Source organism: Shewanella sp. 0m-8 (genome assembly GCF_052977265.1).
This window is the reverse complement of record NZ_JBRIMB010000023.1, coordinates 21,912-48,379: the sequence shown is the minus strand read 5'-3', so window position 1 is coordinate 48,379 and position 26,468 is coordinate 21,912. Positions and strand designations below refer to the sequence as shown.

At 44.5% G+C, this 26,468-nt stretch carries 19 protein-coding genes; 14 read left to right on the top strand and 5 right to left on the bottom strand.

Going from position 1 to position 26,468, the window contains the following annotated elements:
• Nucleotides 1-206 precede the first annotated feature (206 nt).
• Nucleotides 207-1,130, bottom strand: a complete 924-nt coding sequence (locus ACVBIO_RS12415) for a LysR substrate-binding domain-containing protein (protein ID WP_447162035.1) — start codon at nucleotides 1,128-1,130, stop codon at nucleotides 207-209.
• Nucleotides 1,131-1,276: 146 nt separating this feature from the next.
• On the opposite strand from ACVBIO_RS12415, the gene ACVBIO_RS12410 reads away from it, so the two are divergent.
• Nucleotides 1,277-2,443 carry a DSD1 family PLP-dependent enzyme gene (locus ACVBIO_RS12410; protein ID WP_447162036.1) on the top strand — a complete coding sequence of 389 codons (1,167 nt, stop codon included), beginning with the start codon at nucleotides 1,277-1,279 and terminating at the stop codon, nucleotides 2,441-2,443.
• 1 nt (nucleotide 2,444) lies between these two features.
• Nucleotides 2,445-3,371 carry an ornithine cyclodeaminase family protein gene (locus ACVBIO_RS12405; RefSeq protein ID WP_447172740.1) on the top strand — a complete coding sequence of 309 codons (927 nt, stop codon included), beginning with the start codon at nucleotides 2,445-2,447 and terminating at the stop codon, nucleotides 3,369-3,371.
• A gap of 67 nt (nucleotides 3,372-3,438) precedes the next feature.
• Here ACVBIO_RS12405 and ACVBIO_RS12400 read toward each other — a convergent pair whose 3' ends face one another.
• The gene (locus ACVBIO_RS12400) at nucleotides 3,439-3,663 is read right to left on the bottom strand and encodes a hypothetical protein (RefSeq protein WP_447172739.1); all 225 of its coding nucleotides are present in this window, start codon (nucleotides 3,661-3,663) and stop codon (nucleotides 3,439-3,441) included.
• Nucleotides 3,664-3,690: 27 nt separating this feature from the next.
• Nucleotides 3,691-4,128 carry a GNAT family N-acetyltransferase gene (locus tag ACVBIO_RS12395; RefSeq protein WP_447172738.1) on the bottom strand — a complete coding sequence of 146 codons (438 nt, stop codon included), beginning with the start codon at nucleotides 4,126-4,128 and terminating at the stop codon, nucleotides 3,691-3,693.
• Between the two features lie 411 nt (nucleotides 4,129-4,539).
• Between ACVBIO_RS12395 and ACVBIO_RS12390 the strand changes: the two genes are divergently transcribed.
• From ACVBIO_RS12390 to ACVBIO_RS12335, 12 genes are all read left to right on the top strand, one after another.
• Entirely contained in the window at nucleotides 4,540-5,670 is a 1,131-nt protein-coding gene (locus tag ACVBIO_RS12390; protein WP_447172737.1) for a 4-phosphoerythronate dehydrogenase, read from the top strand.
• Between the two features lie 2 nt (nucleotides 5,671-5,672).
• Entirely contained in the window at nucleotides 5,673-6,689 is a 1,017-nt protein-coding gene (locus ACVBIO_RS12385) for an aspartate-semialdehyde dehydrogenase (protein WP_447172736.1), read from the top strand.
• A gap of 179 nt (nucleotides 6,690-6,868) precedes the next feature.
• Entirely contained in the window at nucleotides 6,869-10,057 is a 3,189-nt protein-coding gene (locus ACVBIO_RS12380; RefSeq protein WP_447172735.1) for a FimV/HubP family polar landmark protein, read from the top strand.
• Between the two features lie 164 nt (nucleotides 10,058-10,221).
• Nucleotides 10,222-11,007, top strand: a complete 786-nt coding sequence (gene truA, locus ACVBIO_RS12375; RefSeq protein WP_447162041.1) for a tRNA pseudouridine(38-40) synthase TruA — start codon at nucleotides 10,222-10,224, stop codon at nucleotides 11,005-11,007.
• A 75-nt stretch (nucleotides 11,008-11,082) separates the two neighbouring features.
• The gene (folC, locus tag ACVBIO_RS12370; protein ID WP_447172734.1) at nucleotides 11,083-12,375 is read left to right on the top strand and encodes a bifunctional tetrahydrofolate synthase/dihydrofolate synthase; all 1,293 of its coding nucleotides are present in this window, start codon (nucleotides 11,083-11,085) and stop codon (nucleotides 12,373-12,375) included.
• On the top strand, nucleotides 12,368-12,961 hold the full coding sequence (locus tag ACVBIO_RS12365) for an SPOR domain-containing protein (protein WP_447172733.1): 594 nt from the start codon (nucleotides 12,368-12,370) through the stop codon (nucleotides 12,959-12,961). Before folC ends, ACVBIO_RS12365 begins: the two co-directional genes overlap by 8 nt.
• Nucleotides 12,962-13,076: 115 nt before the next feature.
• A complete protein-coding gene (locus tag ACVBIO_RS12360; protein ID WP_447162044.1) occupies nucleotides 13,077-13,565 on the top strand; it encodes a CvpA family protein in 489 nt (162 codons plus the stop codon).
• Between the two features lie 98 nt (nucleotides 13,566-13,663).
• On the top strand, nucleotides 13,664-15,178 hold the full coding sequence (gene purF, locus ACVBIO_RS12355) for an amidophosphoribosyltransferase (protein WP_447162045.1): 1,515 nt from the start codon (nucleotides 13,664-13,666) through the stop codon (nucleotides 15,176-15,178).
• Between the two features lie 324 nt (nucleotides 15,179-15,502).
• Nucleotides 15,503-17,533 carry a DNA topoisomerase III gene (locus ACVBIO_RS12350; protein WP_447172732.1) on the top strand — a complete coding sequence of 677 codons (2,031 nt, stop codon included), beginning with the start codon at nucleotides 15,503-15,505 and terminating at the stop codon, nucleotides 17,531-17,533.
• Between the two features lie 249 nt (nucleotides 17,534-17,782).
• Nucleotides 17,783-18,661, top strand: a complete 879-nt coding sequence (locus ACVBIO_RS12345) for a helix-turn-helix domain-containing protein (protein WP_447162047.1) — start codon at nucleotides 17,783-17,785, stop codon at nucleotides 18,659-18,661.
• A gap of 179 nt (nucleotides 18,662-18,840) precedes the next feature.
• Nucleotides 18,841-20,925: a hypothetical protein gene (locus ACVBIO_RS12340; RefSeq protein WP_447172731.1), complete on the top strand. Its 2,085-nt coding sequence runs from the start codon at nucleotides 18,841-18,843 to the stop codon at nucleotides 20,923-20,925.
• Between the two features lie 105 nt (nucleotides 20,926-21,030).
• Entirely contained in the window at nucleotides 21,031-23,085 is a 2,055-nt protein-coding gene (locus tag ACVBIO_RS12335; protein ID WP_447172730.1) for a glycoside hydrolase family 97 protein, read from the top strand.
• A 95-nt stretch (nucleotides 23,086-23,180) separates the two neighbouring features.
• On the opposite strand, the gene ACVBIO_RS12330 is transcribed toward ACVBIO_RS12335, so the two are convergent.
• Both ACVBIO_RS12330 and ACVBIO_RS12325 read right to left on the bottom strand, forming a co-directional pair.
• Nucleotides 23,181-25,052, bottom strand: a complete 1,872-nt coding sequence (locus ACVBIO_RS12330; RefSeq protein ID WP_447172729.1) for a methyl-accepting chemotaxis protein — start codon at nucleotides 25,050-25,052, stop codon at nucleotides 23,181-23,183.
• Nucleotides 25,053-25,321: 269 nt separating this feature from the next.
• Nucleotides 25,322-26,215: a LysR family transcriptional regulator gene (locus tag ACVBIO_RS12325; protein WP_447172728.1), complete on the bottom strand. Its 894-nt coding sequence runs from the start codon at nucleotides 26,213-26,215 to the stop codon at nucleotides 25,322-25,324.
• Between the last annotated feature and the right edge of the window lie 253 nt (nucleotides 26,216-26,468).

The following is a 26,468-nucleotide window of genomic DNA, read 5'->3' as shown; positions in this document are numbered from 1 at the left end:
GACACATTATTCAAAGATTGAAAAAGGAAGCCTAGATAGTATCTAGACTTCCTTTTTTGTTTTCTGCTATGCAACTAATGCTCACAATCTGCACTGACAATGACTCAATCAGTGCGAGCGTAAGCTCACTTTAATCGTCAATCAGCCTTTCACTACTCTATACAAACGTTATTCAAACTTTGAACTCAGTCCAGCATCGGGGATGATTACTTCCAGGGGGGCGGGTTAAGCCTCTGTTTTAATAGTTGAATAAATCCTGATATGCGTGCAGAACGCTCCTTTTCTGGGCTACTTAATAGTGCAACAATATTCGCGTTGGGTAATGAATATTCCGGCAATATGCGCACCAGTTCACCGCTGTTTATCTGCGGCTGCACATCCCATTCAGAACGCATAATGATGCCAAGTCCTGCAATAGCCCAATCTTTAATGACACGCCCCTCGTTGCTTGCAAGTGTTGGGGTGATCCTAATCATTTCAACTTTGGCATTATCATGTTTGCCGTCGGCAAGTTTGGTGAAGGGCCACAAGGTGACATCTTCGTTATTCTCCCTTAGAGCGATGCTCCTATGATTGAGTAGTTCTTGAGGGACCTTCGGTGTGCCCATTTGTTGGAGGTATGTTGGAGCGGCGCAGATAAACCTCTGATTAGTTGCTAGTGTAATCATTTTTAATGAAGAATCATTGAGCGCACCTATATAGATGATGACGTCCCATTTATGGTGACTCGACCAATTCGGGTTATCGGACAACTCAAGCTCGATATCTAATTGAGGGTGTTTAACTTTATACTCCCCAAGCAATGGGGCGATATAGTCATTACCAAACCCTAGTGGGGCTAACACCTTGAGCTTGCCGCACACATGTTCCTTTAGTTCATCGAGCTGCTCTTGTAACTCATCGAGTCCGCGTAGAATTTTCAGGCCTTTATCCAGTAGGAGTTGCCCTTCTTCGGTAAGGCTCACGATTCGAGACGGCCGCTGAATAAGTTTAATCGACAGTTTTTTTTCAATATGTTGCAGTCGTAGGGTCACCGAAGGTGGGGTGATATTTAAGGCTCGCGCGGCATCTGCTAGCGTTCTGTGACTAGCAATTGCTGTAATGAACCTGAGATCTTCAGTGGTGATCATTTGGTTTGAACCTAATCTATATCTTAATAAGTATTAATGTAAAACAAAACGTACTTCTTGGATACTCTTGTTCTACTTGCTGGTTTGATGGCGCTCACGTGCATCATATCCACAAATGAATTATTTGATAGATTAGGAAAATTAGCATGTTACGTAATGAAATTCTAAATCCACAATTATTGATCAAGTATCAGACTCTCGATACGCCATTCATGCTGGTTGATAAACAGGTCGTGCTTAAAAACTTAGCGCGATTACGCGATAAGACTGAAGGTTTGGGGGCTGAATTACGGCCGCACTTTAAAACCGTTAGAGCACTTGAAGCGGTTAATGACTTATTGCCGCAAAACAGTTCAGCCATTACTGTATCAACGGTAAAGGAAGCTGAGGCACTGGCAGCTGAGGGCTATACCAATATTGTTTATGCCGTCGGTATATCTGAGGCCAAATTACCAAGGATCGCTCACCTTATTGCTAGAGGGACCGAGGTAAGAGTGCTACTCGACACAATAGAACAAGCGAAGTTTGTTAATCGCTATTGTGAGCAGCACTCGTGTGTCATTCCAGCATTAATCGAAGTTGACTGTGATGGACATAGAGGTGGCATTCACCCAGATGATCCTACGTTAATTGAAATCGCCAACCTGCTCCATCAAGGAGCTGCAAGCTTTCACGGTGTGTTAGCTCATGCGGGGGAGTCCTATCTTTGCTTCGATGAAAAGTCTCTAGCAGAAGCTGCCAGCAACGAAGTTAACATGACGCTAAAAGCGGCCAATAACCTTCGCGCCGCAGCAATTCCATGCGATATCGTTAGTATTGGTTCAACGCCTACCGCTCACAGCTATCAAGACCTAACCGGGATCACCGAAGTGAGAGCTGGCGTTTATGGTTTCTTCGATTTAGTCATGGCTGGGATCGGGGTTTGTAAATTAAACGATATTGCAGCTAGCGTGGTAACAACGGTTATTGGCCATAACAAAGAAAAGGGCTGGTTGTTCATTGATGCAGGCTGGATGGCACTGTCAGCTGATCGTGGTACAGCGGGTCAACCCAAAGATTGTGGATATGGCTTGGTCTGTGAAGTCAATGGTACATTGCTTGAAGGTCTGCAGGTTATCTCTGTTAATCAAGAACACGGCATTATTGGCACAGTGGGTAATGACCTCATTAAGCTTGAAGATTTCCCCGTCGGATGCCGATTACATATCTTACCTAATCATGCCTGCGCCACAGCATCTATGCATCAGCACTACTATGTGTTTGATACGCGAAGCGATACATACGAAATCTGGAACCGAATTCAAGGCTGGTAACATGCAATATTTAAATGAAGCGCAAACCGCAAAATTGGTCACCCATCAACTGGCTTATTCTGCTGTAAAAGAAGCGTTTATCGCAGCGACTACAGATGAAGCAACACTGTTTCCAGTGGTTAACGCATCAGGCCCACAAACGGACTCAATGTTTTCATTAAAATCAGCTTCTACAAAATCGCTGGTGGGCTGGAAAACTGGTAGTTACTGGCCAGGTAATCAAGTTAAGAGTATGCCGTGCCATGGCACCAATGTATTTCTGTTAAGCGCTGAAACCGGTGAACTTGTTGCTGTGGTTGCAGCAACACAAGTTAATGCCTACCGCACCGCGGCGGCCGATGCCGTTGCTGTGAATTACCTAGCAAGAGAAGATGCTAGCGTGTTGACTGTCTTTGGTACTGGGCATCAAGCTGAATACGAAGTATTAGCCATCGCAGAAGTACGTGATATCACAAAGGTGTTAGTGGTTGGCCGTGATAAACATGGTTGTGAACAGTTCGTTAAACGACTGATAGACAGTGGCTTACAAGCTGATTGCGAAGTGGCAAGCGCTCAATATGCCTGTGAACATGCAGATATTATCGTAACCGCAACCACAGCCACTGCGCCGTTATTTAAGGCTCGCTGGGTTAAAACGGGCACTCATATTTCAGCCATGGGGGCTGATAAAGTCGGCAAGCAGGAGTTACCAGTGGAGCTTTATCAAGACGCAAGGTTATTTTGTGACTACCGAGCGCAGTCGCAGGTGATTGGTGAATTTCAGCACGCAGAAAATGTACCAGTGACAGAGATAGGTCACGTCATAACATGCCAATCCGTAGGGCGCTCTAATCATGATGAGATTACTATTTTTGATAGTTCAGGCATCGCTATTCAAGACTTATTTGTTGCTGCTAAACTGCTAGAACTAAGTAATGAGTCTAAGTAAAAAGTCTAGCTAAATGAAGAGCTAACAGCCAGTAGTAACAGCTGCTGGCTTTTTAGTGTTTATGCGCCTAAAGTACATCGTTAGCCTTGTCCTTGGATAAGGTGGATGCATCATCTTTTCTAGCATTAACAGCCTTTTCCAGTTCAATAACTCTTTGTTCAAGTAAATCAATTCTATCGCTTGACTGCTTGAGAGACCGAATGTCTTCAATTAATTTCTTTGGGTCCATCCAATAATGCATGATTAGCATGAAAACACCGAAAGCTAACATGAATGAGACTAATTCCCACATTGATGCTCTCCTATATCTGATCCTTTGCTATTCGCAGTGAGGTGCTAACTCTTTCTTTAGCCAACAGCGACTATGTCCTTTAGAGTAATTTTCAAGCTTGCCGAATATTTCATAACCTTGTTTTATGTAAAAGTCAGCCGCTTGGTAACTAAAGCTGGTTAAATGAGAGTTGTTACAGCCATTATCGACAGCAGCACTTTCTATTTCATTTAATAGCTGTATGCCAAATCCTTGGCCTCTGACACTTTTTGATACCCATAATGAATCAATCCAAAGCCAACCAAAATTGTCATAATTTCCTTGAACTCCGCCGACAAGTTCACCTTCTTCACCATGTATTAAAAAACATAATTCATGACGACCTGTATCACCAACGATAGGCTGCGTGAAACTTTCAATGCCATCCCAAAGAGCTTGTTGCTCTTCATCTGATAATTTATCCCTACGAACAATATTAAACTTCAAATGCAGATATCCTTTTGTTTAAAGTCTGTGTTGGTTGCTCTTATTAAGGACCGTTATTGATAGACTTTGCTTAAAACTGGGCCTTGGTGCTAATTCTAATCAACACCTCGCTAAATAGGATGCAAAAGAGGGTTAATCAAATGTCACAAATGATTAACAACTTAGCATTGGGCACTTGGATGAACAACTTAAAGCTGCCACGGTAAGCTTAAACTTAATGACTAATTACAAGTGCGGTGTGTTTTTTGTGGTTATGTATAAACAGACAGGTGAAAGGCTTTACTTTGAAAGCTGCTTTAAAGCAGATTGCAAGCGAGAAAGAGCTTCTATTTTCAATCCTTTGTTTCTAATGGATAGTTCATCTTGCTAGAATGTTGCTCATAATTATTCAATACAATGTTGAGAACTCTGATGAAGATCCTTGCCGATGAAAATATGCCTTATGTTCAGCAGTTATTTGGTGATTTGGGCACGATTGAAACCGTAAACGGCAGGGAGCTAACGCCTGAGCAAGTTAACGATGCCGATGTGTTACTTGTCCGTTCAGTGACTAAGGTTAACCAAGCATTGTTAGCTCAGAATAACCAACTTAAATTTGTTGGTAGCGCCACAATAGGCACAGATCATATCGATTTGGATTACCTTGCCAGTCGCAACATTCCTTTTTCTAATGCACCGGGCTGTAATGCAACAGCAGTAGGGGAGTTCGCCTTTATCGCCATGCTTGAGTTGGCGCAGCGCTTTAATAGCCCACTAAAAGGTAAAGTGGTGGGTATTGTCGGCGCCGGTAATACTGGAACAGCGGTAGCGAAATGTCTTAATGCTTATGGGATCGAAGTGTTACTTAATGACCCATTGCTAGAGCAAAGCGGTGATCCCCGTGATTTTGTGACCTTAGATACACTCATTGAAAAGTGTGATGTGATTAGCTTGCATGTTCCGATTACTCAAAATGGCGAGCACAAGACCTGGTACTTGTTCGACGCGGCACGCTTAAATAGCTTGCGTGAAAATACCTGGCTGATTGACTGTTGCCGCGGTGAAGTGATCGATAATCGTGCTTTAATCAAGTTCAAGCAACAACGTGATGACGTAAAAGTGGTGCTCGATGTATGGGAAGGGGAGCCTAACCCTATGCCTGAGCTGGTGCCCTATGTTGAATTTTGTACGCCGCATATTGCGGGTTATTCCTTAGAGGGTAAAGCGCGCGGCACTTTTATGCTGTATCAAAAGTTAGCCCAGGTGCTGCAAATTAGCGCTGATAAGCAGATGGAATCATTATTACCGCCGCTTTGGAGTGAGCAGGTTATTGTGCAGCAAATTGATGATGAAAGAGCCTTGTTACAGCTTGCGAGATTTGTATACGATTTGCGCGATGATGACCAATTATTTAGAAAACAGTTTTTAAATCAGCAAGGGTTCGATCATATGAGAAAAAATCACACCCATCGCCGTGAATTTAGTGCATTAAAGGTAGGCAATACGGGGCAAACTAATGTAAATTGGTTATCCAATTTAGGGTTTTCAGGAGTCGAGCTGTAATTATGTCGCAGGAATTTAATGTTGTCGTATTAGGTGCATCGGGCGCAGTGGGTCAAACAATGATTGAGATCCTAGAAGAGCGTAACTTTCCGGTTGCTAATTTATTTCCATTAGCCAGCAGTCGCAGCGCCGGTAATACGGTCAGCTTCCACGGTAAACAGGTCGAAATTTTAGACGTTGACACCTTTGACTGGTCACAGGCTCAGATTGGTTTCTTTTCTGCAGGTGGTGACGTTTCAGCTAAGTGGGCGCCTATCGCTGCTGAAAACGGCTGTGTTGTTATTGATAACACCTCTCACTTCAGATATGACATCGACGTGCCATTGGTGATCCCAGAAGTAAACCCTGAAGCGATTGCAGACTTTAGAAATCGTAACATCATCGCCAACCCGAACTGTTCAACGATTCAGATGTTGGTTGCACTAAAACCTATCTATGATGCATTCGGTATTTCACGTATTAACGTGGCGACCTATCAGTCTGTGTCGGGTTCAGGCAAGCAAGCTATTGAAGAGTTGGCAGGTCAGTGCGCGAAGCTGCTACAAGGTTTACCGGTTGAGTCAAAGACTTACTCGAAGCAAATTGCGTTTAACGTATTGCCACAAATTGATAAGTTTATGGACAACGGCTACACCAAAGAAGAGATGAAAATGGTGTGGGAAACGCAAAAGATATTTGGTGATGACAACATCGTTGTAAACCCAACGGCTGTTCGCGTTCCGGTATTTTACGGTCACTCTGAAGCGATTCATTTAGAAACACTACAACCTGCTGACGCCGAAGATGTTAAATCGGTATTACGTGGTGCAGAAGGTGTTGAACTATTTGATACCGATGATGAGTATCCAACAGCCATCACCGAAGGTGCTGGAACCGATCCTGTTTATGTTGGCCGAGTGAGAAAAGATATCTCTCATGAAAACGGTATAAACCTTTGGGTTGTATCAGATAACATCCGTAAAGGTGCGGCACTTAACAGTGTTCAAATCGCTGAAGTATTGATTAGAGATTATTATTAATTTTTAGATTAACGATGCTTTGCTGAATAAAAAGCCCGCACAATGCGGGCTTTTTATGTTTTAAAGATGTGAACAGTAGCAGGGCAGCGGATTCTAGTTTATAGTAATCTTAATAAATACAATTGCCTAAAGCTCGTCACCAGGGTGGTGACACCAGCGTGCTTTAAAGGGAAGGATTGATGAACTTTCGCACTTCGCATCTTGTCGGCTTAATAGCCACGGGGATAGTGGCTATTGCTGCCCCTTCGATTAATTCAGTTGCTGCTGAGCCATTAAAAATTACAGGGCCAGATGGCCAAGTAAAGCAAAGCATTCGTCAATATGGTCCAACAACCTCGCAAGATACTTTTTGGAGTATCGCTCAGGCGGTTAAGCCAGACAATAGCGTTACTGTTTACCAGGTTATGTCAGCGTTATATGACGCCAACCCTCATGCTTTTTCTAGCAAAAACTATAACAGTTTAGAGCGCGGCATGATTTTGCTGGTGCCAAATAAAGTTGTGATACAGCAAACCTCTCAAGCAGATGCTAAGGCTCGCGCCGAACGTAACGATCGAAAGTGGTCACCATCAGGGGCTAAACCTAGCATTGCGCCAAAAACGGTGGCTGCAAAGATAGAAAGCCCTCAACCGAGCGTGGTCGCTAAAACACCGGTTTCTGTGAAGCCTAATCCATTAATTGCAGATTTATCGGCCGAGGTTGAAGCCTTAACTAGGCAGATGGAAGCGATTCAAGCTAAAAATCTAGAACTAACCGATGAGTTAGCACGAGCGAGCGATGAGATTGTTGTTGGCTCGTCTGATACGGCAGCATTTCAAGATGAAATAAATCAGCTTAAAGAAGAAAACGCTTTATTAAAACAAGCGCTGCAAGACTCCAAATCTGAAAATGAAGCGCTAAATCAAGAAGTACAACTTAAACAGCAACAACTCGCAGCATTTAGTGTGCCAAAGCAAGAGCCAGCGTCAGATCTATGGCGAACCATAATGGATAATCCTCTGTTATTGGTGTTAGGTGGCGTTTTACCGGCATTGCTTGTTGTGGTGCTATTTTGGTTGTTTATTAGACGCAGAAATGACGCTAACGCTGAAGAGCAACAGAACCAAGATGCAAATGCTGCTGAAAAGCCTATAAGTGCAGCACCAGAAGGGGCGATTTTAGAAGGTAAGTCTGATGATGCCGAAGGTTTAGCTGTTCATCTCGATACAGATGATGCGTCTAATATCGACCCATTAACAGGGGCTGTGGCCGCGACTACCGTGCAGGCGGCACTTGCCGAAGAGCAAGATATTATCGTTGAAGACTCCCAAGACGAAGGCCAATCATTAGATGATTTATGGGCTGAGGCGATGGGGGAGCAAGATCTAACAGACACTGATGAGTTTGATGCATTCAACAGCACTGCAACTACTAATGATTTAAATACCACTTCTTCAGATATTAGCGATTCCAAATCATCTGATGAAGACGATCTCGATTCACTGCTTGCGGGCTTTGATGTACCTGCAGAAGACAGTTTTGAACAGCCAGCCACAAACAGCAGCGATGATGATCTCGATGCTCTGCTAGCAGGTTTTGATAATGATGATAGCGAGGTGGTTCAATTAGAGTCAGGCAGTAACGCAGATACGGCTGCAGAAGATGATTTAGATGCTCTGCTAGCAGGTTTTAATAGTGATAACGCAAATGATGAAATCCAATCTTCATCTCAATCTGCAAGTGAAACAGGCACTGCAGCTGACAGCGCGGAAGATGATTTAGATGCATTACTGGCAAGCTTTGGTGAAAGTGTTGATGACAACGCACTTGATACAAAAGAAGACTTTGCTTTTGATGCCGAAGTTAATGCTAATACTGTGACCAATACTGCGGCTGAAGATGATATTGATGCATTATTGGCAGGTATTGACGAAACACCTACAGAACCTAGTTCAACAGATACTGCAGAAGATGACATTGACGCTTTGCTTGCAGGTTTTGATAGTTCAAATCTGCAGACTGAGCCCGTTTTCAATACTGATACTGAGGTAGAGGATGATCTAGATTCATTGTTAGCAGAGCTTGAAGGCGATGATGGATCTCAAGAGGATAGCAATGAGATCCCTGATATCGATGCTCTTTCTGATGAGATGGCGGCAGAACTAGAGCTTGGATTTGAAATTGCTGCAGAATTAGATTTAACCGCCACAGACGATGCAGACCAAGAGAAACCTGAAAGTGAGCTTGACAGTGAACTTGATGCCTTGCTTGCAGATCTCGAAGCGCCGTCAGAGCTAGATCAAACGGCAAATGTTAAGCTTGATTTAGATGAAGAGCTAGCATTAGCGCCTGACGTTGAACTTGAGCAGTCTGAAGAGCTGACGAAAACGGCAAAGGACTCAAATAGTCTAGATTTTGACTTAACGGGTTTTGATATTGATGGACTAAATTCAAGCGCGCAAAGCACTGTTGGGATGGGCTTGGCTGCACTTAAGTCAGATAGCGATAACCTTGATGCAGATGCTGATACCGCGGTTACTAAAGCATCTGAAAGGAAAGTATCTGAAAGCAAAGCAGACGATATGCTTGAGTTTACTTTGCCTGAAGTTGACGTTGAGCCTGACGTTATAACTGATATTAAATCCGATCTTGTATCTGAACTAGAAACCGCAGTAGTAAAGAGCGAAAAAGAAAGCGGCTTCTTCGATGATCTTAAAGGTGACAAAAAGACAGAGGCAAACACGTTAGATTGGGAAAGTATTGCTAATCAAAGCGATGCCGCTGACGAAGCCCTAGCGCTTTCAGCGTCCGCCCAACTATCTGATGATGAGCTATTGAGTCGTTTGGCCGCCGAAGGCGATTCACAAGATCAAAATCTTGATCTCACTGAAGATGATGACGCATTCTCACTTGACGACTCTAAGATGACCGTTGATGAAGCATTGGCAGCGCTCGATGCTGAGGAACTTGGCGTTAAAGAGCTAGATGATAATGAACTAGATGTTAATAAGCTAGGTGATAAAGATTTAGGCGAAAAGTCTTCAGCAAAAAGTGCCGTCGCGATGCACGACTTAACCACTTTCCAAAAAGATAATGGTTTTATCGATATTGATATGCTTCTAAGCGAGGCCGATGAAGATAGCGGTGATACCGATCTTTATAAAGAATTGGATGTCGACATGGGCGAGTTAGACTCTCTAATGGGTAACTCACCTATGGTTGATGTCGATGATGAAGAAAACTCGGTTAATGCCAAGTTAGATCTAGCCCGGGCTTACATCGAAATCGATGACAATGATAGTGCACGAGCACTGCTAAAAGAAGTTGAGCTTGATGGCAATGACCGACAACAGGCTGAAGCCATGGGGTTACTTAACGAGTTGGTGTAAACCACCGCAATAAAAAACGGCGCCTTTGGCGCCTTTTTTATACTTATCGTTTGCTTCGAGTATGTTAGAATCGCCGCCTATTAAAAGATTTCGTTTATCCGATCAGTTCGCTAAAACACAGTGGGCGGTCGAATAGCAGTTTAACCGAGTTATAGAGGTGTGGGATGCGGGTTGCGCTAGGTATAGAGTACGATGGTAGTCAATATTTCGGATGGCAACGTCAGGCCGAAGTGGATACTGTTCAAGAGCGGCTAGAAAAAGCGCTTTCAATCGTTGCTAATGAGCCTATAGCGGTGCAATGTGCGGGCCGTACTGACGCAGGGGTTCATGCCACCGGGCAAGTGGTGCACTTTGAAACCAATGCCGTGCGTAAAGATACCGCTTGGACACTTGGCGTGAATGTAAACCTACCTGACAATATTGCCGTGCGTTGGGTAAAAGTCGTTGATGATGAATTTCATGCACGTTTTACTGCAACGGCAAGACGTTACCGTTACATGATTTATAATCACCAACTTCGCCCAGGTATTTTGCGCAGTGGTGTGAGCCATTATCCTGGTAATATCGATGAAGCCAAAATGCACCAAGCGGCGCAGTATCTACTTGGCGAACAAGATTTTACCAGCTTTAGAGCCGTGCAATGTCAGTCTAACACGCCGTTTCGCTGTGTGCATGAGGTCAACGTTAGCCGTCAAGGCATGTATATCTGTGTTGATATCAAGGCGAATGCATTCCTGCATCACATGGTGCGTAACATTGTCGGCTCGCTATTAGAGGTGGGCTTAGGTAATCAACCCATGGAGTGGATTGAGCAACTGTTAGCACTTAAAGACAGAAATAAAGCGGCGGCAACAGCTAAACCTAATGGTCTGTATTTAGTCGATGTCACTTACCCTGAAAGCTATCAATTACCTAAGTTGGCACTTGGCCCATTATTTATGTTGGACTAAGCATTATTTATGGGGTTAAGGACAATCTTAACGGTGAAGGTCTGGGCCTTATACGTTTTAAATGGATAAAAGTTTGTGATTGAACAAGACACATTAAAGCCGGTGGCACCCAAGTCAGGTGCTGCGTTGAGTAACTGGTTAGACTTTTTATTAGCGATTCATCCAACCGAGATTGATATGGGCCTTGGGCGTGTGTCGCAGGTTGCCAAACGCATGGGCTTAACCGATTTAGGTGAGACCAAGGTCGTCACTGTGGCAGGCACGAATGGCAAGGGCACCACCTGCGCCATGATTGAAGCTGCATTGCAGTTGTCAGGAAAAACCGTGGGCGTATACAGCTCTCCTCATCTGCTTAATTATAATGAACGCGTGCGGATCAATGGCCTTGATGCGACAGATGCTGCGCTGGTTAATGCATTTGAAGCGATAGAAACCGCCCGCGCTGAGATCTCATTAACCTTCTTTGAATATGCAACACTTGCAGGCCTTTATCTTTTTAAGGCCGCCAAGTTAGACGTGATATTGCTTGAAGTTGGTTTGGGCGGTCGACTCGACGCCACGAACATCATCGATGCCGATATTGCGGTAGTGACCTCAATCGATTTAGATCATCAAGAGTACCTCGGTGATACGAGAGAGCTCGTGGGTGCAGAAAAAGCGGGTATATTCAGAGCAAACCGCCCAGCAATCGTGGGTGAACCTGACTGTCCGGCTTCTCTTATCGAAGTGGCTAATCATATCGGTGCCATAGTGTATCGGGTTAATGAGGATTTCAGTTACCAATGCAGCGACCACGATTGGCATTATCAAGGTCAGCATTTCGATTTAACCAAGTTACCACTGCCATTTTTACCTCAGCCCAATGCGGCTACGGTTATTGCGGTACTTGAGCATCTTTGTCCACCGATTTCTGCTGATATTATTGCTAAAGCGGTGGGAGAGACCCAACTGGCCGGGCGATTAGAGCAGCTCAACGATTCACCACGAGTGATTGTTGATGTCGCACATAACCCCCATGCGGCACGTTATTTAAGCTCACGTTTAGCTGCCATGCCCAAGGGACGGTTAATTGCGCTATGTGGCATGTTAAAAGACAAGGATGTGCGCTCGGTGTTACAGGAACTATCAGCAGATGTTGATCAGTGGTTCCTGTGTGATCTGTCTGTGCCGCGGGGAGCTACTGCTGCAAACTTGAAAGCCTGCCTGCCTGCACAGATACAAGTACAAGCTTCAACGTTTACCAACATGAGTCTGGCCTGGAATGCGCTTCGAGCGCAATTGCAGAGTGAAGATGTGGTAATTGTATTTGGCTCATTTTACACTGTTGCAGGTTTTAAAGATTTGTTTAAGGGAGAAAGTCTTGTCTAGTCAATTTCAAAACCGTCTTGTGGGTGTCATTGTGATTGTGGCATTAGGGGTGATATTTTTACCCGATATTTTGGACGGTAAAAAACAGCGCGAAGAAGAGCAGTTTGCTGAAATTCCCCTTAGACCCGAGATCCAAGAGAGTCACTTGCCGGAGCAGAATATCGAAACGGTCGATTTGGGTCAGAACACTCAGCAAGCAGCGCAAGATACGGGATCATCCGGCGACGCTTCTTGGCACATTGCTGAGGAGGACGAACCGGTCAAAGCGGTTGTAGCTAAGGCAAAAGCACAGGTTAAAACAACGCCTAAGCTAGAGTCTAACAGTACAGCAAAGCCTAAGGCTGCTTGGACGATTCAGTTGGGCAGTTTTAACAATGCAGCTAACGTGAAAGGGCTGGTTAACCGTCTTCGCGATAAAGGGTTTACCGCCTACACGTTGCCGACTAAACCCATAGATGGCCAATTAACCAAAGTGTTCGTTGGGCCTAATGTGTCAAAAGATAAGCTTAACCATATGCAGCGTGATATCGAAAAGCTGACGCAGTTAAAAGGCCGAGTGGTTGCTTATAACCCCGTCGAGAAATAATAAATCGTGATTGTCTTTGTTTGAGAAAAAGTTATTTCGCCGTGAAAGCGTGAGAAATAACTCTGTCTCTGATAGAATCGCGCCGTCTTAAACCCTATGCTGGATTACCTCTTAAATGGTTTGGATTGATTACGCCATCATTATTGTTATCGGACTATCAACTCTGATTAGTTTGGTCCGTGGTTTTGTAAAAGAGGCCATGTCTCTTGTCGTTTGGTTTGCTGCTTTTTTTATTGCCAGCCAGTTTTACCTCAAACTCGCTACGCATCTGACTCAGATGCAAGATGAAATGGTTCGAAATGGCGTGGCGATAGCCATTCTGTTCGTATCAACGCTCATCCTTGGTGCTCTCGTTAACTACCTAATTGGCCAATTGGTTTCTAAAACCGGATTGTCAGGCACAGATAGAGTGCTCGGCTTATGTTTTGGTGCGCTAAGAGGCGCATTAATCGTGAGCGCGTTACTGTTTTTTATGGATGCTTTTACCGGAGCACCCAACACAGATTGGTGGCAAGATTCTACACTCGTGCCCGAATTTGGAGTTGTGATCCAGTGGTTCTTTGACTACGTGGAAAACACCTCAAGCTTTGTACCCAAAATATAAAATGCACTAAAGCATTACTTGGCTTTATGTGAGTATTTATACTCACATAAAGCAAAAATATTAAATAATAGAACATCTTACAATGAGGAAGCTTACCCATGTGTGGTATTGTCGGAATAGTTGGCCAGTCATCGGTTAATCAAACCATTTATGATGCACTGACTGTGCTCCAGCATCGTGGACAGGATGCTGCTGGCATTGTGACCGTCGATGGAAGTGCGTTTAGATTACGTAAAGCGAATGGTTTGGTGAAAGACGTTTTTGAACCAAAGCATATGCAGCGCCTGCAAGGTAATGCTGGCATCGGTCACGTTCGTTACCCAACGGCAGGAAGCTCGAGTGCTTCTGAAGCTCAGCCGTTTTATGTTAACTCTCCATTTGGTATTTCATTAGCGCACAATGGTAACTTGACCAATACGGTTGAGCTGCATGAGCGTTTATTGAAGCAGCGCCGTCATGTTAATACCACTTCAGACTCAGAAGTGTTACTTAACTTACTCGCCGATGAACTGCAGCAAACCACTACAGACGATCTTAACGCTGAGGAAGTGTTTAACGCTGTGACTAAGGTGCATGAGCTGACTCGTGGGGCTTATGCGGTTGTTGCCATGATTATTGGCCAAGGTTTAGTGGCATTTAGAGATCCATTTGGTATTCGTCCGTTAGTACTAGGTAAGCATGAAACACCAACGGGTACTGAATACATGGTTGCCTCTGAAAGCGTGGCATTAGACGCAGTAGGCTTTGAGGTCATGCGTGATGTCGCACCGGGTGAAGCGGTATACATCACTCTTGATGGTGAGCTTTATACCCGCCAGTGTGCCCACTCGCCAAGCTACTCTCCTTGTATTTTCGAATTCGTTTATTTTGCTCGTCCAGACTCTACGATTGATAACATTTCTGTTTATAGCAGCCGTGTCAATATGGGAACCATGCTGGGTGAGAAGATTAACAAAGAGTGGGAAGATCATGATATCGATGTCGTGATCCCCATTCCTGAGACGTCATGCGATATCGCACTTGAAATCGCGCGTCATATGGATCTGCCTTACCGCCAAGGTTTTGTTAAGAACCGCTATATCGGCCGTACCTTTATCATGCCTGGGCAACAAGAGCGTAAGAAGTCTGTGCGCCGTAAACTTAACGCGATAAATGCCGAGTTTAAAGGCAAGAACGTATTATTAGTTGATGACTCAATTGTTCGTGGTACCACTTCAGAACAGATCATCGAGATGGCACGTGACGCCGGCGCGAAAAAGGTCTACTTCGCCTCAGCAGCACCTGAAATTCGTTTCCCTAACGTGTACGGCATCGATATGCCAACCACAAATGAATTGATTGCTCACGGTCGTGATGTTGAAGAGATCAATGCGCTGATTGGTGCTGACGGGATGATCTTCCAATCATTACCAGATTTGATTGAAGCTGTACGTCAACAAAACCCTTCAATTAAGCGTTTTGAAACGTCAGTATTTGACGGTAAGTATGTGACTAACGATGTAAATCAAGAATACTTAGATTACATCACGCAGTTGCGTAACGATGATGCTAAGGCAAATCGTAGTAAAGATATTGGCACTAATTTAGAGATGCATAACGTTTGTCATCCTTAAGCTAGATGCTATATAAAAAAGCCGAGCAACCGCTCGGCTTTTTTGTTTTCAGCCTTAATTGATAACGATGATGTCTATGCTCATGCTCATGTCCATGTCTGAGAGTGTGACTGCTCCTGATGGGGATAAGCACAACGTTAACCCTTAAAATGACAATTGAAATTAAAACGCTTAATGAGAGCCGTTCTCAAAAAGTGTAACACTCTTTGAGCAAATGAATGGTTTTGAACGATTAATACACTCTGCTTTAAGAGTTTCGTTTGCACCGCTTACAGCTTCAAGGTACAGTTACTGTTAATTTATACAGTAATCCTAGTCCCGTAGATGATCTTATATATTGCCGAAAAACCCAGCCTTGGTAGAGCCATTGCCGATGTATTGCCTAAGCCTTTAAAGAAAGGTGACGGATTTATTCGCGCAGCCAATGGGGATTGTGTCTCCTGGTGCGTGGGTCATTTGCTTGAACAAGCAGAGCCAGATGCGTATTCGCCTGAATACAAGTCATGGAAATTTGAGCACCTTCCAATCGTACCAGATAACTGGAAGATGAGGCCTAAAGCTAAGATGCGCGGACAAATTGCTGTGCTACGTGGGCTTGTTAAAGAGGCGACTCAGTTAGTTAACGCCGGCGACCCTGATAGAGAAGGGCAGTTGCTGGTTGATGAAATTATCGCGCACTTAGGTGTTAAAGGTGCAAAGTTACAACAAGCTCAGCGTTTGTTGATCAGCGATTTAAATCCTCAAGCGGTAACAAGAGCGCTGGGGCAATTGCGTTCAAACCGTGAGTTTATTCCCCTATCAACTTCAGCGCTAGCGCGTTCTCGCGCCGATTGGCTCTATGGCATGAATATGACCCGAGCCTATACAATCCAAGGCCGAAAAGTGGGTTACCAAGGTGTGCTGTCAGTGGGACGGGTACAAACGCCGGTACTTGGGCTTGTGGTACGCCGTGATGTTGAAATTGCTGAGTTTGTGTCTAAGCCCTTTTATGAAGTGTTAGCGCATTTAGCGACCGATAACCAAGATCGATTCAGTGCAAAATGGCAACCGAGTGAAGCGTGTCAGCCCTATATGGATGAAGAGGGACGGGTACTGGCAAAAGGTTTGGCGCAAAACGTTGTCGGGCGTATCAACGGCCAAAGTGCCTTGGTAGAAAAGGTGATAGCTCAAGACAAGAAGCAAAATGCTCCCTTGCCTTATAGTTTATCGGCGCTACAGATTGATGCGGCTAAACGCTTTGGTATGAGCGCAAAGTCAGTGCTCGATACCTGCCAGTCGTTATATGAAAAACATAAGCTTATCACCTATCCACGCTCTGACAGCCGCTATCTGCCTGTTGAGCAACATGGATTAGCGCCGAGTGTTATTCGCGCAGTATTAAGTGGTGCGAGTGAGCTATTGTCTGGCTGTGATGAGCCAAATGCCAAGCTCAAATCAAAGGCGTGGAACGACAAAAAAGTTGATGCCCACCATGCGATTGTGCCAACCGAAAAAACGGCCAATCTATCTAGCCTTAACCAGGCTGAGAAACAGTTGTATTTGCAAGTTGCGCGTCAGTACTTGATGCAGTTTTATCCGGCTTATTTGTATAAAGAGACTCAAGTTGAGATCATCATTGCCGGTGGCTTATTTAAAACCAAGGCCAAACAGGAAGCTGCGCTAGGCTGGAAGCAGTTACTTAAGCAATCTGCCAATCAGAAACAAGATAGCGGAAGCTCGAGTGATAAATCGCAGACCGAAGATGGCGAACATCTTGCCAATATCCCAGCGCTTAAACAGGGCCAAGTTCTGCTGTGCGAGCGTGGCGAGTTATTAGAAAAAAACACCCAAGCCCCAAAGCATTTTACCGATGCGACTTTACTGGGGGCAATGACGGGGATCAGCCGCTATGTCACCGATAATGAAATCCGGAAAATCTTAAAAGACACCGACGGCTTAGGCACTGAAGCGACGCGTGCTGGCATAATAGAGCTACTTTTTAAGCGCAATTATCTAACCCGCCAAGGTAAATCCATTTTGGCTACCGAGGTGGGCAAAGGCTTAATTAACAGCTTACCGCAAAGCGCGACAACGCCTGATATGACCGCGCTGTGGGAAAACAACCTCGATGCCATTAGCCGTAAAGAAGCCAAGTATCAGAATTTTATGGATCCCTTAGTGAGCTCCTTACAAGGGCTCATTGAGCAAGCGGGTTCACAGTTACCGACTTCTTTACAAGGGGTTAAGTCGCCGGATAGCGGCTTTAAAAAACGTCGTTATAGCGCAAAAAAGCCTGCTACATCTAAATCATCTGCCGTTAGAAAAACGCCGACTAAAAAAACAAGTACGAGTAAGAGAGCCCCTGCTAGTAAGTGATAGAGGCTTTATTGAGGGCGTCGACTTGTTGAACCATTGTACTTAAGTATGGAGTGGCGCAAAGCTAAGCAAATTGGAATAAGGTTAAAGCCAGTTATAACTTACTTATTCCCAAGCCATATTCCTAAACTATTTGTTTGAACTGTATTCCTAAATCATCAGCTTGATATCTTGTTTAGTAACTTTCAATTGTGTAACTAAGACCTATGGGTTAGCTTGGCTTTTAACAGTGGTCATGAGGTTAGGCAGATGTTTGATTGGGTTGAAAAAATTGCTTTTAATGAGGCGAGCCCCTTAACGGTGCAGGCGCAAGATACGCAGTTTGGCTTTCACCGTAAGCAGCCTGCTGTGATGGAGCACAGCCATTGGCATGGCCACATCGAAATTAATTACCTGTTTGATTGTTCTGCTGACTATTTAATTAACGGCCAAGAAATCACTGTCCCAGAGGGACGTATGATTATCTTTTGGGCGTCATTTCCCCACCAAATGACCGCTTCTCGCGGAGAAGGCGAGTTGGTTAACATCTATATCCCTTTACAATCTTTTCTCACTTGGATGCTGCCTAGCACCTTTGTTAGCCAGCTGCTGCATGGCGAGGTCATTGTGTCTGACAGTTTATATGCTTGTGACAAGCAGTTAACACAGATCTGGGAAACCGACATTAAGCGAAATGAGCCGCTGTTGACTAGCCAAGTGATTAATGAGATCCGTGGCCGCATTCGTCGCATGTCAATCGAGCAGTACAGCACCTTTGATTTAGCCAATAAAGTGAGTAAACGTGAGGATAGACCTGTATTTGGTGGCCTAAACCATATTCAAACCATGTTGCGTTATATTGCCGATAACTACGATCAAAAAATTACAATTGAAAATGTTTCAAGCTCAACGGGTTTGCATAAAAACTATGCGATGAAGTTATTTAATCGGGTGATGAAAGTGTCGATTAAGCAATACATTAATCAGCTTAGGCTACAGCACGCTCAAGCACTACTTATTGATACCCAAAGCCCAGTGCTTAATATTGCACTAGAGGCAGGTTTTGGCTCGGTTAGCCGTTTTTACGATATTTTTCAGCGCGAATTTGCCATGTCACCGTTAGAGTTCCGTCGTAAGGTGAGTGGCTGAGGTGATTTTTTAGGAAGGCTTTACGACTTTCTCGTAAGCGAACTTGAGAGTGTTCGTGTTTCAATCAGTTTCAATAACTTCTTTATTATTTTTAATGGTCTACAGATTTTGATTCAAAATTTTGATGGCAGTAACGAATAATAAACTGACTTGAATAACGCAAAACATACGAGAGTTTTATGAAAAAGCTATTTATCACCTCAGCCTGTGCTATTGCCATATTATCTGCCTGTTCCAATGACTCTCAAACTGCAAGTAATGCGAATGTTGAACGACAACCTGACGTATTGCCCGCAGCTGCGCAAGTACAAGACAACAAAGTGTTAAATGGCTTAGCCGCGACCTTAACGGACCGCTGGCAGTTAACTGACAATGGTTTGGTTTGGGATGTACAAGATAGCCATGAAGATCATATCGAGATGAGTGGCGAACAAACATCTGCCATTATCTATTATGGCAGCGATGTTAACGGGAACTTGAGCTTAACGCGAAAGCTGGTGTGGCCTATGCTGCGCACCATTCCAAATGATACTCATGCGAGTCTTATTCATGATTTTCCGTTATCTGTTTCGCCGTCTATTACCGTTAATGAGCAGAGTATTACGCAAGAGAAGCTTAAACAGGCTCATATCGATGGGCGCCTGTCGTTGACAAGCCTTATTGCTGAAGGTGTTGAGTTGACTCGTATCTTGTCACCAAGTACGACTCTGCCAGTAATGGTTGAAGCGTTGACCTTTGGTAATACTAGCAATGAAAGCGTAAAACTGAGCATTGGCGAGCTCGATTACCGCGTTGATACTCCAGCTGAAAATGGGGTATATGGTCGTTATCGTATAGAAGCGGCTAGCGACAAATCCGGAGTATTTGAATTAGCAGCGGGTGAGACATTAACGGTTTACCTAGAATTCAAAGCCACTAAAGCTGGGCAAAATCGCGAGTTTGACGCTGCAAGAGAACTTGAACTGCGTCAAGACTATGTGACGAGCTTGCATAACAACCTTCAATTAGTCACCCCCGATGAAAACATCAACAAGATGTTTGAGTTCGCCAAAATTCGTAGCGCAGAATCCATTTTTAGAACTAAGGGCGGTTTGATGCATGCGCCAGGAGGCGGTCGCTATTACGCCGCTATCTGGGCTAACGATCAGGCTGAATATATCAACCCGTTCTTTCCATTTTTAGGCAATGCAGTCGGTAATGAATCGGCAATTAATAGTTTCGAGCATTTTGCTCGCTTTATGAATGATGACGGCAAAGCCATTCCATCTTCTATTATTGCCGAGGGGGATGATATCTGGAACGGCGCTGGCGATAGAGGAGACTGCGCCATGATCGCCTACGGTGCAAGCCGATTTGCACTGGCTTATGGCGATGAAGAGCAAGCTAGGGCGCTACTGCCTTTAATCGATTGGTGTATCGACTTTAGTTACGGCAAGCAAACAAGCGAGGGGGTGATTGCATCGGATAGCGACGAGCTAGAAGGGCGATTCCCAGCAGGTGATGTTAACCTAAGTACCAATATGCTGACTTACGGCGCGCTGATCTCATCGAGTTATTTAAATGAGGAGCTTGGGCGTACAGCGATTGCCACAGACTACCAGTTACGAGCCAAGAAGCTGGCACAAGATATCGAAACTTACTTCGGTGCAAATGTTCAAGGCTTCGATACTTACCAATACTATCAAGGTAACGACAAGTTAAGAGCTTGGATTGCACTGCCATTTTCATTTGGAATTTTTGACCGCAAAGATCAAACCTTAGCGGCGGTATTATCGGAGCAGCTGTGGAGTGAAGATGGGATCTACAGTGAGGCGGGCAATAAGACTTTCTGGGATAGAGCAACACTCTATGCGTTTAGAGGCATTTTTGCGGCTCAAGAGACCGATACGGCAATGCGCTACTTTAAGTATTATTCACGTAAGCGTTTGCTCGGCGAGCATGTACCTTACGCCGTAGAAGCTTGGCCTGAAGGTGATCAGCGCCATCTATCTGCTGAGAGTGCGCTCTATGCTCGAGTCGTCACTGAGGGGATTTTTGGTATTGAGCCAACAGGCTTTAAACGTTTTGACGTCGCGCCTTATTTACCTTCAGGCTGGAATAATATGTGCTTGAAGCATATTCGCGCGTTTGAGAGTAATTTCGATGTCTGTGTGAGTCGTGTTCAAGACGCAGATAAAGGCTTTAGCATCACCATTGAGCAGCAGCAAGGTGAGTTGCAGCAGATTAACTGGGACGGACAATCACCTATCAGCGTTAGCCTATAAAGACGGTAAACAGATGAGGTTAAGTCGTAATGACTTAACCTCATCACCATAAGGCTTTGCACTCCCCTTCGACTCTATTGACTCAAGTTTGCCTACGAGACCGCTATGATTATCCATCCCTATAAATTTGCAGCATTTTTTTTGTTTATTGCCAGCTTGCCCCTTGTGCTATCGATTCCGGTTAATGCCGCTAATCTAGCTCATTCCGCTGAAAACACGGTGGCATACACCTTAGCCTCACCCAATGGGCAACTGCAATTACGTGTTTCTCAAGACGCTGAATCAGGAGTTCATTACTCATTAACCGTATCCGGTAAGCCCGTTTTGCAAGATGCCGTCGCCGACATAGTGATTCAAGGCATGCAGGCTAATTTATCTAAGGCAAAACTTGTTGATATGGCGCGAACGAGTGTCGATCGTCAATTACAGCCCCATGTACAGCAAAAGTCTAAATGGGTACATGAGCAATACAATCAATTGGCATTCACTTTTGATAACCAGCTTACACTCACTTTTAGGCTCTTTGATCAAGGTTTAGCCTACCGCTTTAGCACTGAACAGCGGGGAGAGCTAGTGGTGATGGCTGAAACGGTAGGGATTAATTTTGCTGCTGATCATTTGGTACTGTTTCCCGAAGAATCCAGCTTTATTAGCCATAATGAACGTTTGTACTTACCTAAAAAGTTATCTGAAATTACGCCTGAGCAGTTTGCTAGCTTGCCGCTGCTTGTTGACGCTGATGCCGGTATCAATGTCAAAGGTATTAAACTCGTTATTACCGAAACGGGCTTGAGGGATTACCCGGGGCTATGGCTTGAAGGCAGCAACGCATTAGGCTTTAACGCTCGCTTTGCCAATGTCGTGCTTGATAGTGAACTTAAACAAGACTCTGATAGAAATGAGAATATCCTCAAGCGCGCAGACTATCTTGCTAAGAGAAAGTCGATAGAGCTTGCACCTAAAGCGGGCGTTTTTCCTTGGCGAATTTTTGCCATTAGCCAAGCTGATGCTGACTTGCTCACTAACGAGTTGTCGTACTTATTAGCAGACGAGTTAGCGATTGACCCTACATGGGTGAAACCCGGGCAAGTGGCGTGGGATTGGTGGAACGCTAATAATGTGTTTGGCGTCGATTTTAAAGCTGGGATTAACACTCAGACCTATAAGTACTATATCGATTTTGCAGCCAAATATGGCATCGAGTACATAGTATTGGATGAGGGATGGCATCATTTAGACAGCGTGTTAATTGTTGTCGATGATATCGATGTTAAAGAGATTATTGCCTACGGTAAGAGTAAAAACGTCGATGTGATCCTCTGGGTGATCTGGAAGACGTTAGACAATGAACTTGAGCAGGCATTAGCACTATTCGAGCGGTGGGGCGCAGCGGGCATAAAAGTCGACTTTATGCAGCGAGACGATCAAGCCATGGTCAACTATTACTGGAAGATTGCTAAGCAGGCCGCTAAGCATAAACTCTTGGTCGATTTTCATGGCTCGTATAAGCCAGCGGGTCTACGCCGCGCTTACCCCAATGTGATCACTCGAGAAGGTGTGCGTGGTCTTGAGCATAATAAATGGGCCGATTACATCACCGCCGAGCATAACTTAACTCTGCCGTTTATCCGCCAGCTTGCGGGCCCAATGGATTACACTCCTGGTGCGATGGTGAATGCTCAACCCGATAATTTCAGGATTAATTTTAATCGTCCAATGAGTAAAACCACAAGAGTGCACCAGATGGCGATGTATGTGGTGTTTGAAAGCCCATTGCAGATGCTCGCAGATACACCGTCTCATTATTTGCGTGAACACGAAAGCACTGAGTTTATCACCCGTGTGCCAACGGTATGGGATGAAACTAAGGTATTGTCTGCCAAAATAAGTGATCACATTATTATCGCAAGGCGTTCAGGTAAACAGTGGTTTATCGGTGTAATGGGTAACTCAAGGCCACGCGAATTTACCTTGGACTTGAGTTTGCTCGGATTGAGCGAGTCACAGCAATATCAGATGAGCAGTTTCGCCGATGGCAATAACGCCGATAAATATGCCAGTGATTATCAAACTAAGACTGAAACGGTGACAGCAAAGAGTGCAATAAATATTACCCTTGCCCCCAGTGGTGGATGGGTGGCGCACTTAACGCCGCGTTAATCAGTTTATGTATTAGAAACAAAAAGGGAAGCGCTAGCTGTGTCATTCACAGATTAGGCTTCCCTTTTATCGCTCTATTTATCGCAGTTTAGCGTTTACAAGATAAAGGTTGCGACCTTTGAGTTGAGGTTGTCGGCTCTATCTTTTAGTGCTTGCGCTTGATCCAGATGTGCTAATGCTGACTCAGTAATGTCATCTGTCACATCTTTAATCGCTACCGTGTTTTGGGTGATTTCATTAGTCACCTGAGTTTGCTCCTCGGCTGCAGTTGCGATTTGGCCTGCCATATCTGAAATCACATTAACCGCTTGAGTGATCTCCTCTAGTGCATGGGCCGCGGCATTAACATCAGTAACACTGTCACTGGCAAGCCCTTGGCTACTTTCCATTAATAACACCGCTTTTTTGGTGGTGTTTTGCAAGGTTTCGATAGTGGTGTAGATCTCTTGTGTTGAGTCTTGAGTTCGACGTGACAAGACTCTCACTTCATCGGCAACCACGGCAAATCCTCGGCCTTGCTCACCCGCGCGAGCGGCTTCGATAGCTGCGTTTAATGCCAATAAGTTAGTTTGCTCAGCAATGCCTTGAATGGTTGTTAAGATGCCTGAGATAGCTTGTGCATGAAGATTTAATTCGCCAATCACATTGGTCGCTTCACCGACTTCGTTTGCTAACGAATTAATCGTGCCGCGAGTTTTGTCGACTAAGTCTTTGCCTTCTTCACTGCTGGTGGCAGATTGCTGCGCCGCAGTTGCGGTATTTTCTGCGTTGGCGGCGATCTCATGGGTAGCACTGGCCATTTCTGTCACGGCAGTAGCAACCATAGCCACTTCTTGTTGCTGGCGTTGTAACTCGTCTACCGTGGTTTGATTGGTCACTAAGCTGTGTTGGGCATCGCTATCTAACTCATTGGCGAGTTGTCGAATATGGCTTATCAGTTGGTGTTGGCTGCTTACAAAACGGTTAAAACTTGTGGCTAACACACCGACTTCATCCTGAGTATCCACTTCAATACGCTGGGTTAAGTCGCCATTACCGTCAGCAATATGGGCTAGTGCTTGGGAAACGCGGCTCAATGGCGCGAGCAGAATGCTTAAGAACCACGAGATGGCAAGTACACTAAAAAGCAGCGCAAGTGCTGACAACCCAAGTTGGGTCAGTAGTAATTTGCTTAGCGGTGCTTCCAAGGTTTCTTTATCGAGAACAAAAATAAGCTCCCAATCAGTATTGGGGACTTCAGAGCCCCAAAGTAACTTGTCACGTCCCTCACTTTCAAAGTAAAGCGGTAACAAGCTACCCGCTTGACGACTTTTAGACGCGATTTGAGCATTAAGCTCGCGGTCAATATTTTGTATGGGTCCCATGGCTTTTGCATGGTCTTTATAAGCGATAACAGTGCCATCTTTATGCATCATGATGGAGTAGCCTTTTGCAGGCAATTTCATGTTGTTAACGCTATCTACTAGGCTAGCAATCGATAAGTCGCCACCGACTACGCCGCCTTTAGCAGGCTGCGCCATTGTCACCACTAGAATATTGTAGGCTACATCGATATAAGGTTTCGTTAAGATGGGGCGCTGTTTAGCCATGGCTTGCTTATACCAATCACGGCTACGAGGATCATAGCCTGTACGGTCGATATTCGGATCGGAATCTAGCATTAATCCCGTTTGTGAACCGAAATACGCCAGCTCGAAAGGGGCTGAAAGTTGAGCCTGCTGCAGTACATTTAAACTATCACCGTCAATTTTTGTCGCGGTAGCATTAATAATGGTTTGACGATCGGCTAGCCATTCATCAATTCGAGCCGCTTGCTGCTCGCCAAGCTGCCTGACCTGGTCAGCGCTGCTTTGCAGTAGTAGCTGCTTTTGGCTGGAAAAACTTTGCCATGATAGCAGTCCAATTACGATGGAAAAGGCTAACACAACAGAGATAAGGATCTTTTTCTTGAGCGAATAGGAGTTCATATTAAGGTCTAATTTTACACGTTAGGTGAAGTTCAGGCTGGTAGGGACACTAGCGCTCTGATGAGTCGTTAACTGAAAGTTAACTACTCGTTTTAGCTATTTTCGCATATAAGACCAAGAGTAAATAGCGTGAAGCGTCTAATAGTGTAAAAATATTACACAATTAGACCTGTTTAACACTTTATATAAAGGAGGGACGAAAATAAAACTTAACGGCTTGACAGCATCTTTAGCACATAAAGCATAAATTCAGACTTTAATTGCCAGTGCTATGAGTGCTTGTGGCTTGATTGTAATAGCGCTTGTACGGCGTGGTAACGTGCTGGTAGTTCACGGTTGCGTTTATAAACCAAGTAAAGGGGCTCAGTCACGGCAGAATTCGGGCGATGGACATACAGCAGTTCTTTATCTGCAAAGCTATCAAATGCGCTTTTTGGGAGTACGGTAAACCCCAGTCCTTGAGAGATTGGCACAAGGATTTGGCTTAGCTGATTGACATAGCTTGTGGTAGGTAAAGTCTCAATATTGAGCTCTGAAAACTCAGGATTTGCGCATTGGTCAAAATAACGTGATAGGTAGTGCGCAGCGTCAGGGTGCGCTACAACACCACATTGCAATAGGCATTGAGTATCAACGACTGTATTTTGATACTGTTTTGGCATGATAAGACAAAGGGGCTCATGGCCTATCGCTTCATAATGGAACTCACTTACGCTAGGGATTTGAGTGACCACGCCTATGTCGACAGCTCCTTCGGTTATATCTTTAAGTATTTTATAGTTTGGCGCCGCTTCGATATAGGTCGATAGTGCAGGGTGTTGCTGTTGTAGGGTTAGCAACTTGGGATAATATAACAGCGTTAAAGCACCTGAGCACGATAGACGGCATTGTCCTGAATAGGGATCATCAAAATCTAGGCTTTCTAGCAACTCATCTTCTTGAGCCGCCACTTTTCGCGCATATTCGTAGACCTGACGCCCTTGTTCGGTAATTTCAAACTGTTTATTAATACGTTTGATAAGGGAATGGCCACAAGCTTGCTCAAGCTTTTTGATCTGCTGACTGACACCAGGCTGAGTCATGTACAATTTCTCAGCCGTTTGAGTAAAATGGCCAATATCTATCAGTGTTTTAAATGTTTTTAACCAAATGGGATTGAGCATAAAGATCTCCGACCTTGATGTATATTTTGCGTTGAGCTTGGCTTGGTGCGCCGAACACTAATTGTCAATTGAATATAGTTGCTTGAATGTAGCTCATAGAATGCTAATCATTAACCGAGTGAATAGTAGATAGGCGACCGCTATGTTAGTTGGCTAAGTACAAACTAATGATAACGTAATATTATTAAAATTATGAAGTGTAATCATTTTAAATTTTTAACTGAGTCTTTAGCTGTATAAGAGTTTGTAGTTT

Coding starts and splice junctions, on each gene's coding strand:
- ACVBIO_RS12350 (WP_447172732.1), top strand. CDS start 15,503: ATGATCTTATATATTGCCGAAAAACCCAGCCTTGGTAGAGCCATTGCC.
- purF (WP_447162045.1), top strand. CDS start 13,664: ATGTGTGGTATTGTCGGAATAGTTGGCCAGTCATCGGTTAATCAAACC.
- ACVBIO_RS12385 (WP_447172736.1), top strand. CDS start 5,673: ATGTCGCAGGAATTTAATGTTGTCGTATTAGGTGCATCGGGCGCAGTG.
- ACVBIO_RS12400 (WP_447172739.1), bottom strand. CDS start 3,663: ATGTGGGAATTAGTCTCATTCATGTTAGCTTTCGGTGTTTTCATGCTA.
- ACVBIO_RS12390 (WP_447172737.1), top strand. CDS start 4,540: ATGAAGATCCTTGCCGATGAAAATATGCCTTATGTTCAGCAGTTATTT.
- ACVBIO_RS12410 (WP_447162036.1), top strand. CDS start 1,277: ATGTTACGTAATGAAATTCTAAATCCACAATTATTGATCAAGTATCAG.
- ACVBIO_RS12405 (WP_447172740.1), top strand. CDS start 2,445: ATGCAATATTTAAATGAAGCGCAAACCGCAAAATTGGTCACCCATCAA.
- ACVBIO_RS12330 (WP_447172729.1), bottom strand. CDS start 25,052: ATGAACTCCTATTCGCTCAAGAAAAAGATCCTTATCTCTGTTGTGTTA.
- ACVBIO_RS12335 (WP_447172730.1), top strand. CDS start 21,031: ATGATTATCCATCCCTATAAATTTGCAGCATTTTTTTTGTTTATTGCC.
- ACVBIO_RS12345 (WP_447162047.1), top strand. CDS start 17,783: ATGTTTGATTGGGTTGAAAAAATTGCTTTTAATGAGGCGAGCCCCTTA.
- ACVBIO_RS12380 (WP_447172735.1), top strand. CDS start 6,869: ATGAACTTTCGCACTTCGCATCTTGTCGGCTTAATAGCCACGGGGATA.
- ACVBIO_RS12325 (WP_447172728.1), bottom strand. CDS start 26,215: ATGCTCAATCCCATTTGGTTAAAAACATTTAAAACACTGATAGATATT.
- truA (WP_447162041.1), top strand. CDS start 10,222: ATGCGGGTTGCGCTAGGTATAGAGTACGATGGTAGTCAATATTTCGGA.
- ACVBIO_RS12415 (WP_447162035.1), bottom strand. CDS start 1,130: ATGATCACCACTGAAGATCTCAGGTTCATTACAGCAATTGCTAGTCAC.
- ACVBIO_RS12360 (WP_447162044.1), top strand. CDS start 13,077: ATGGTTTGGATTGATTACGCCATCATTATTGTTATCGGACTATCAACT.
- ACVBIO_RS12340 (WP_447172731.1), top strand. CDS start 18,841: ATGAAAAAGCTATTTATCACCTCAGCCTGTGCTATTGCCATATTATCT.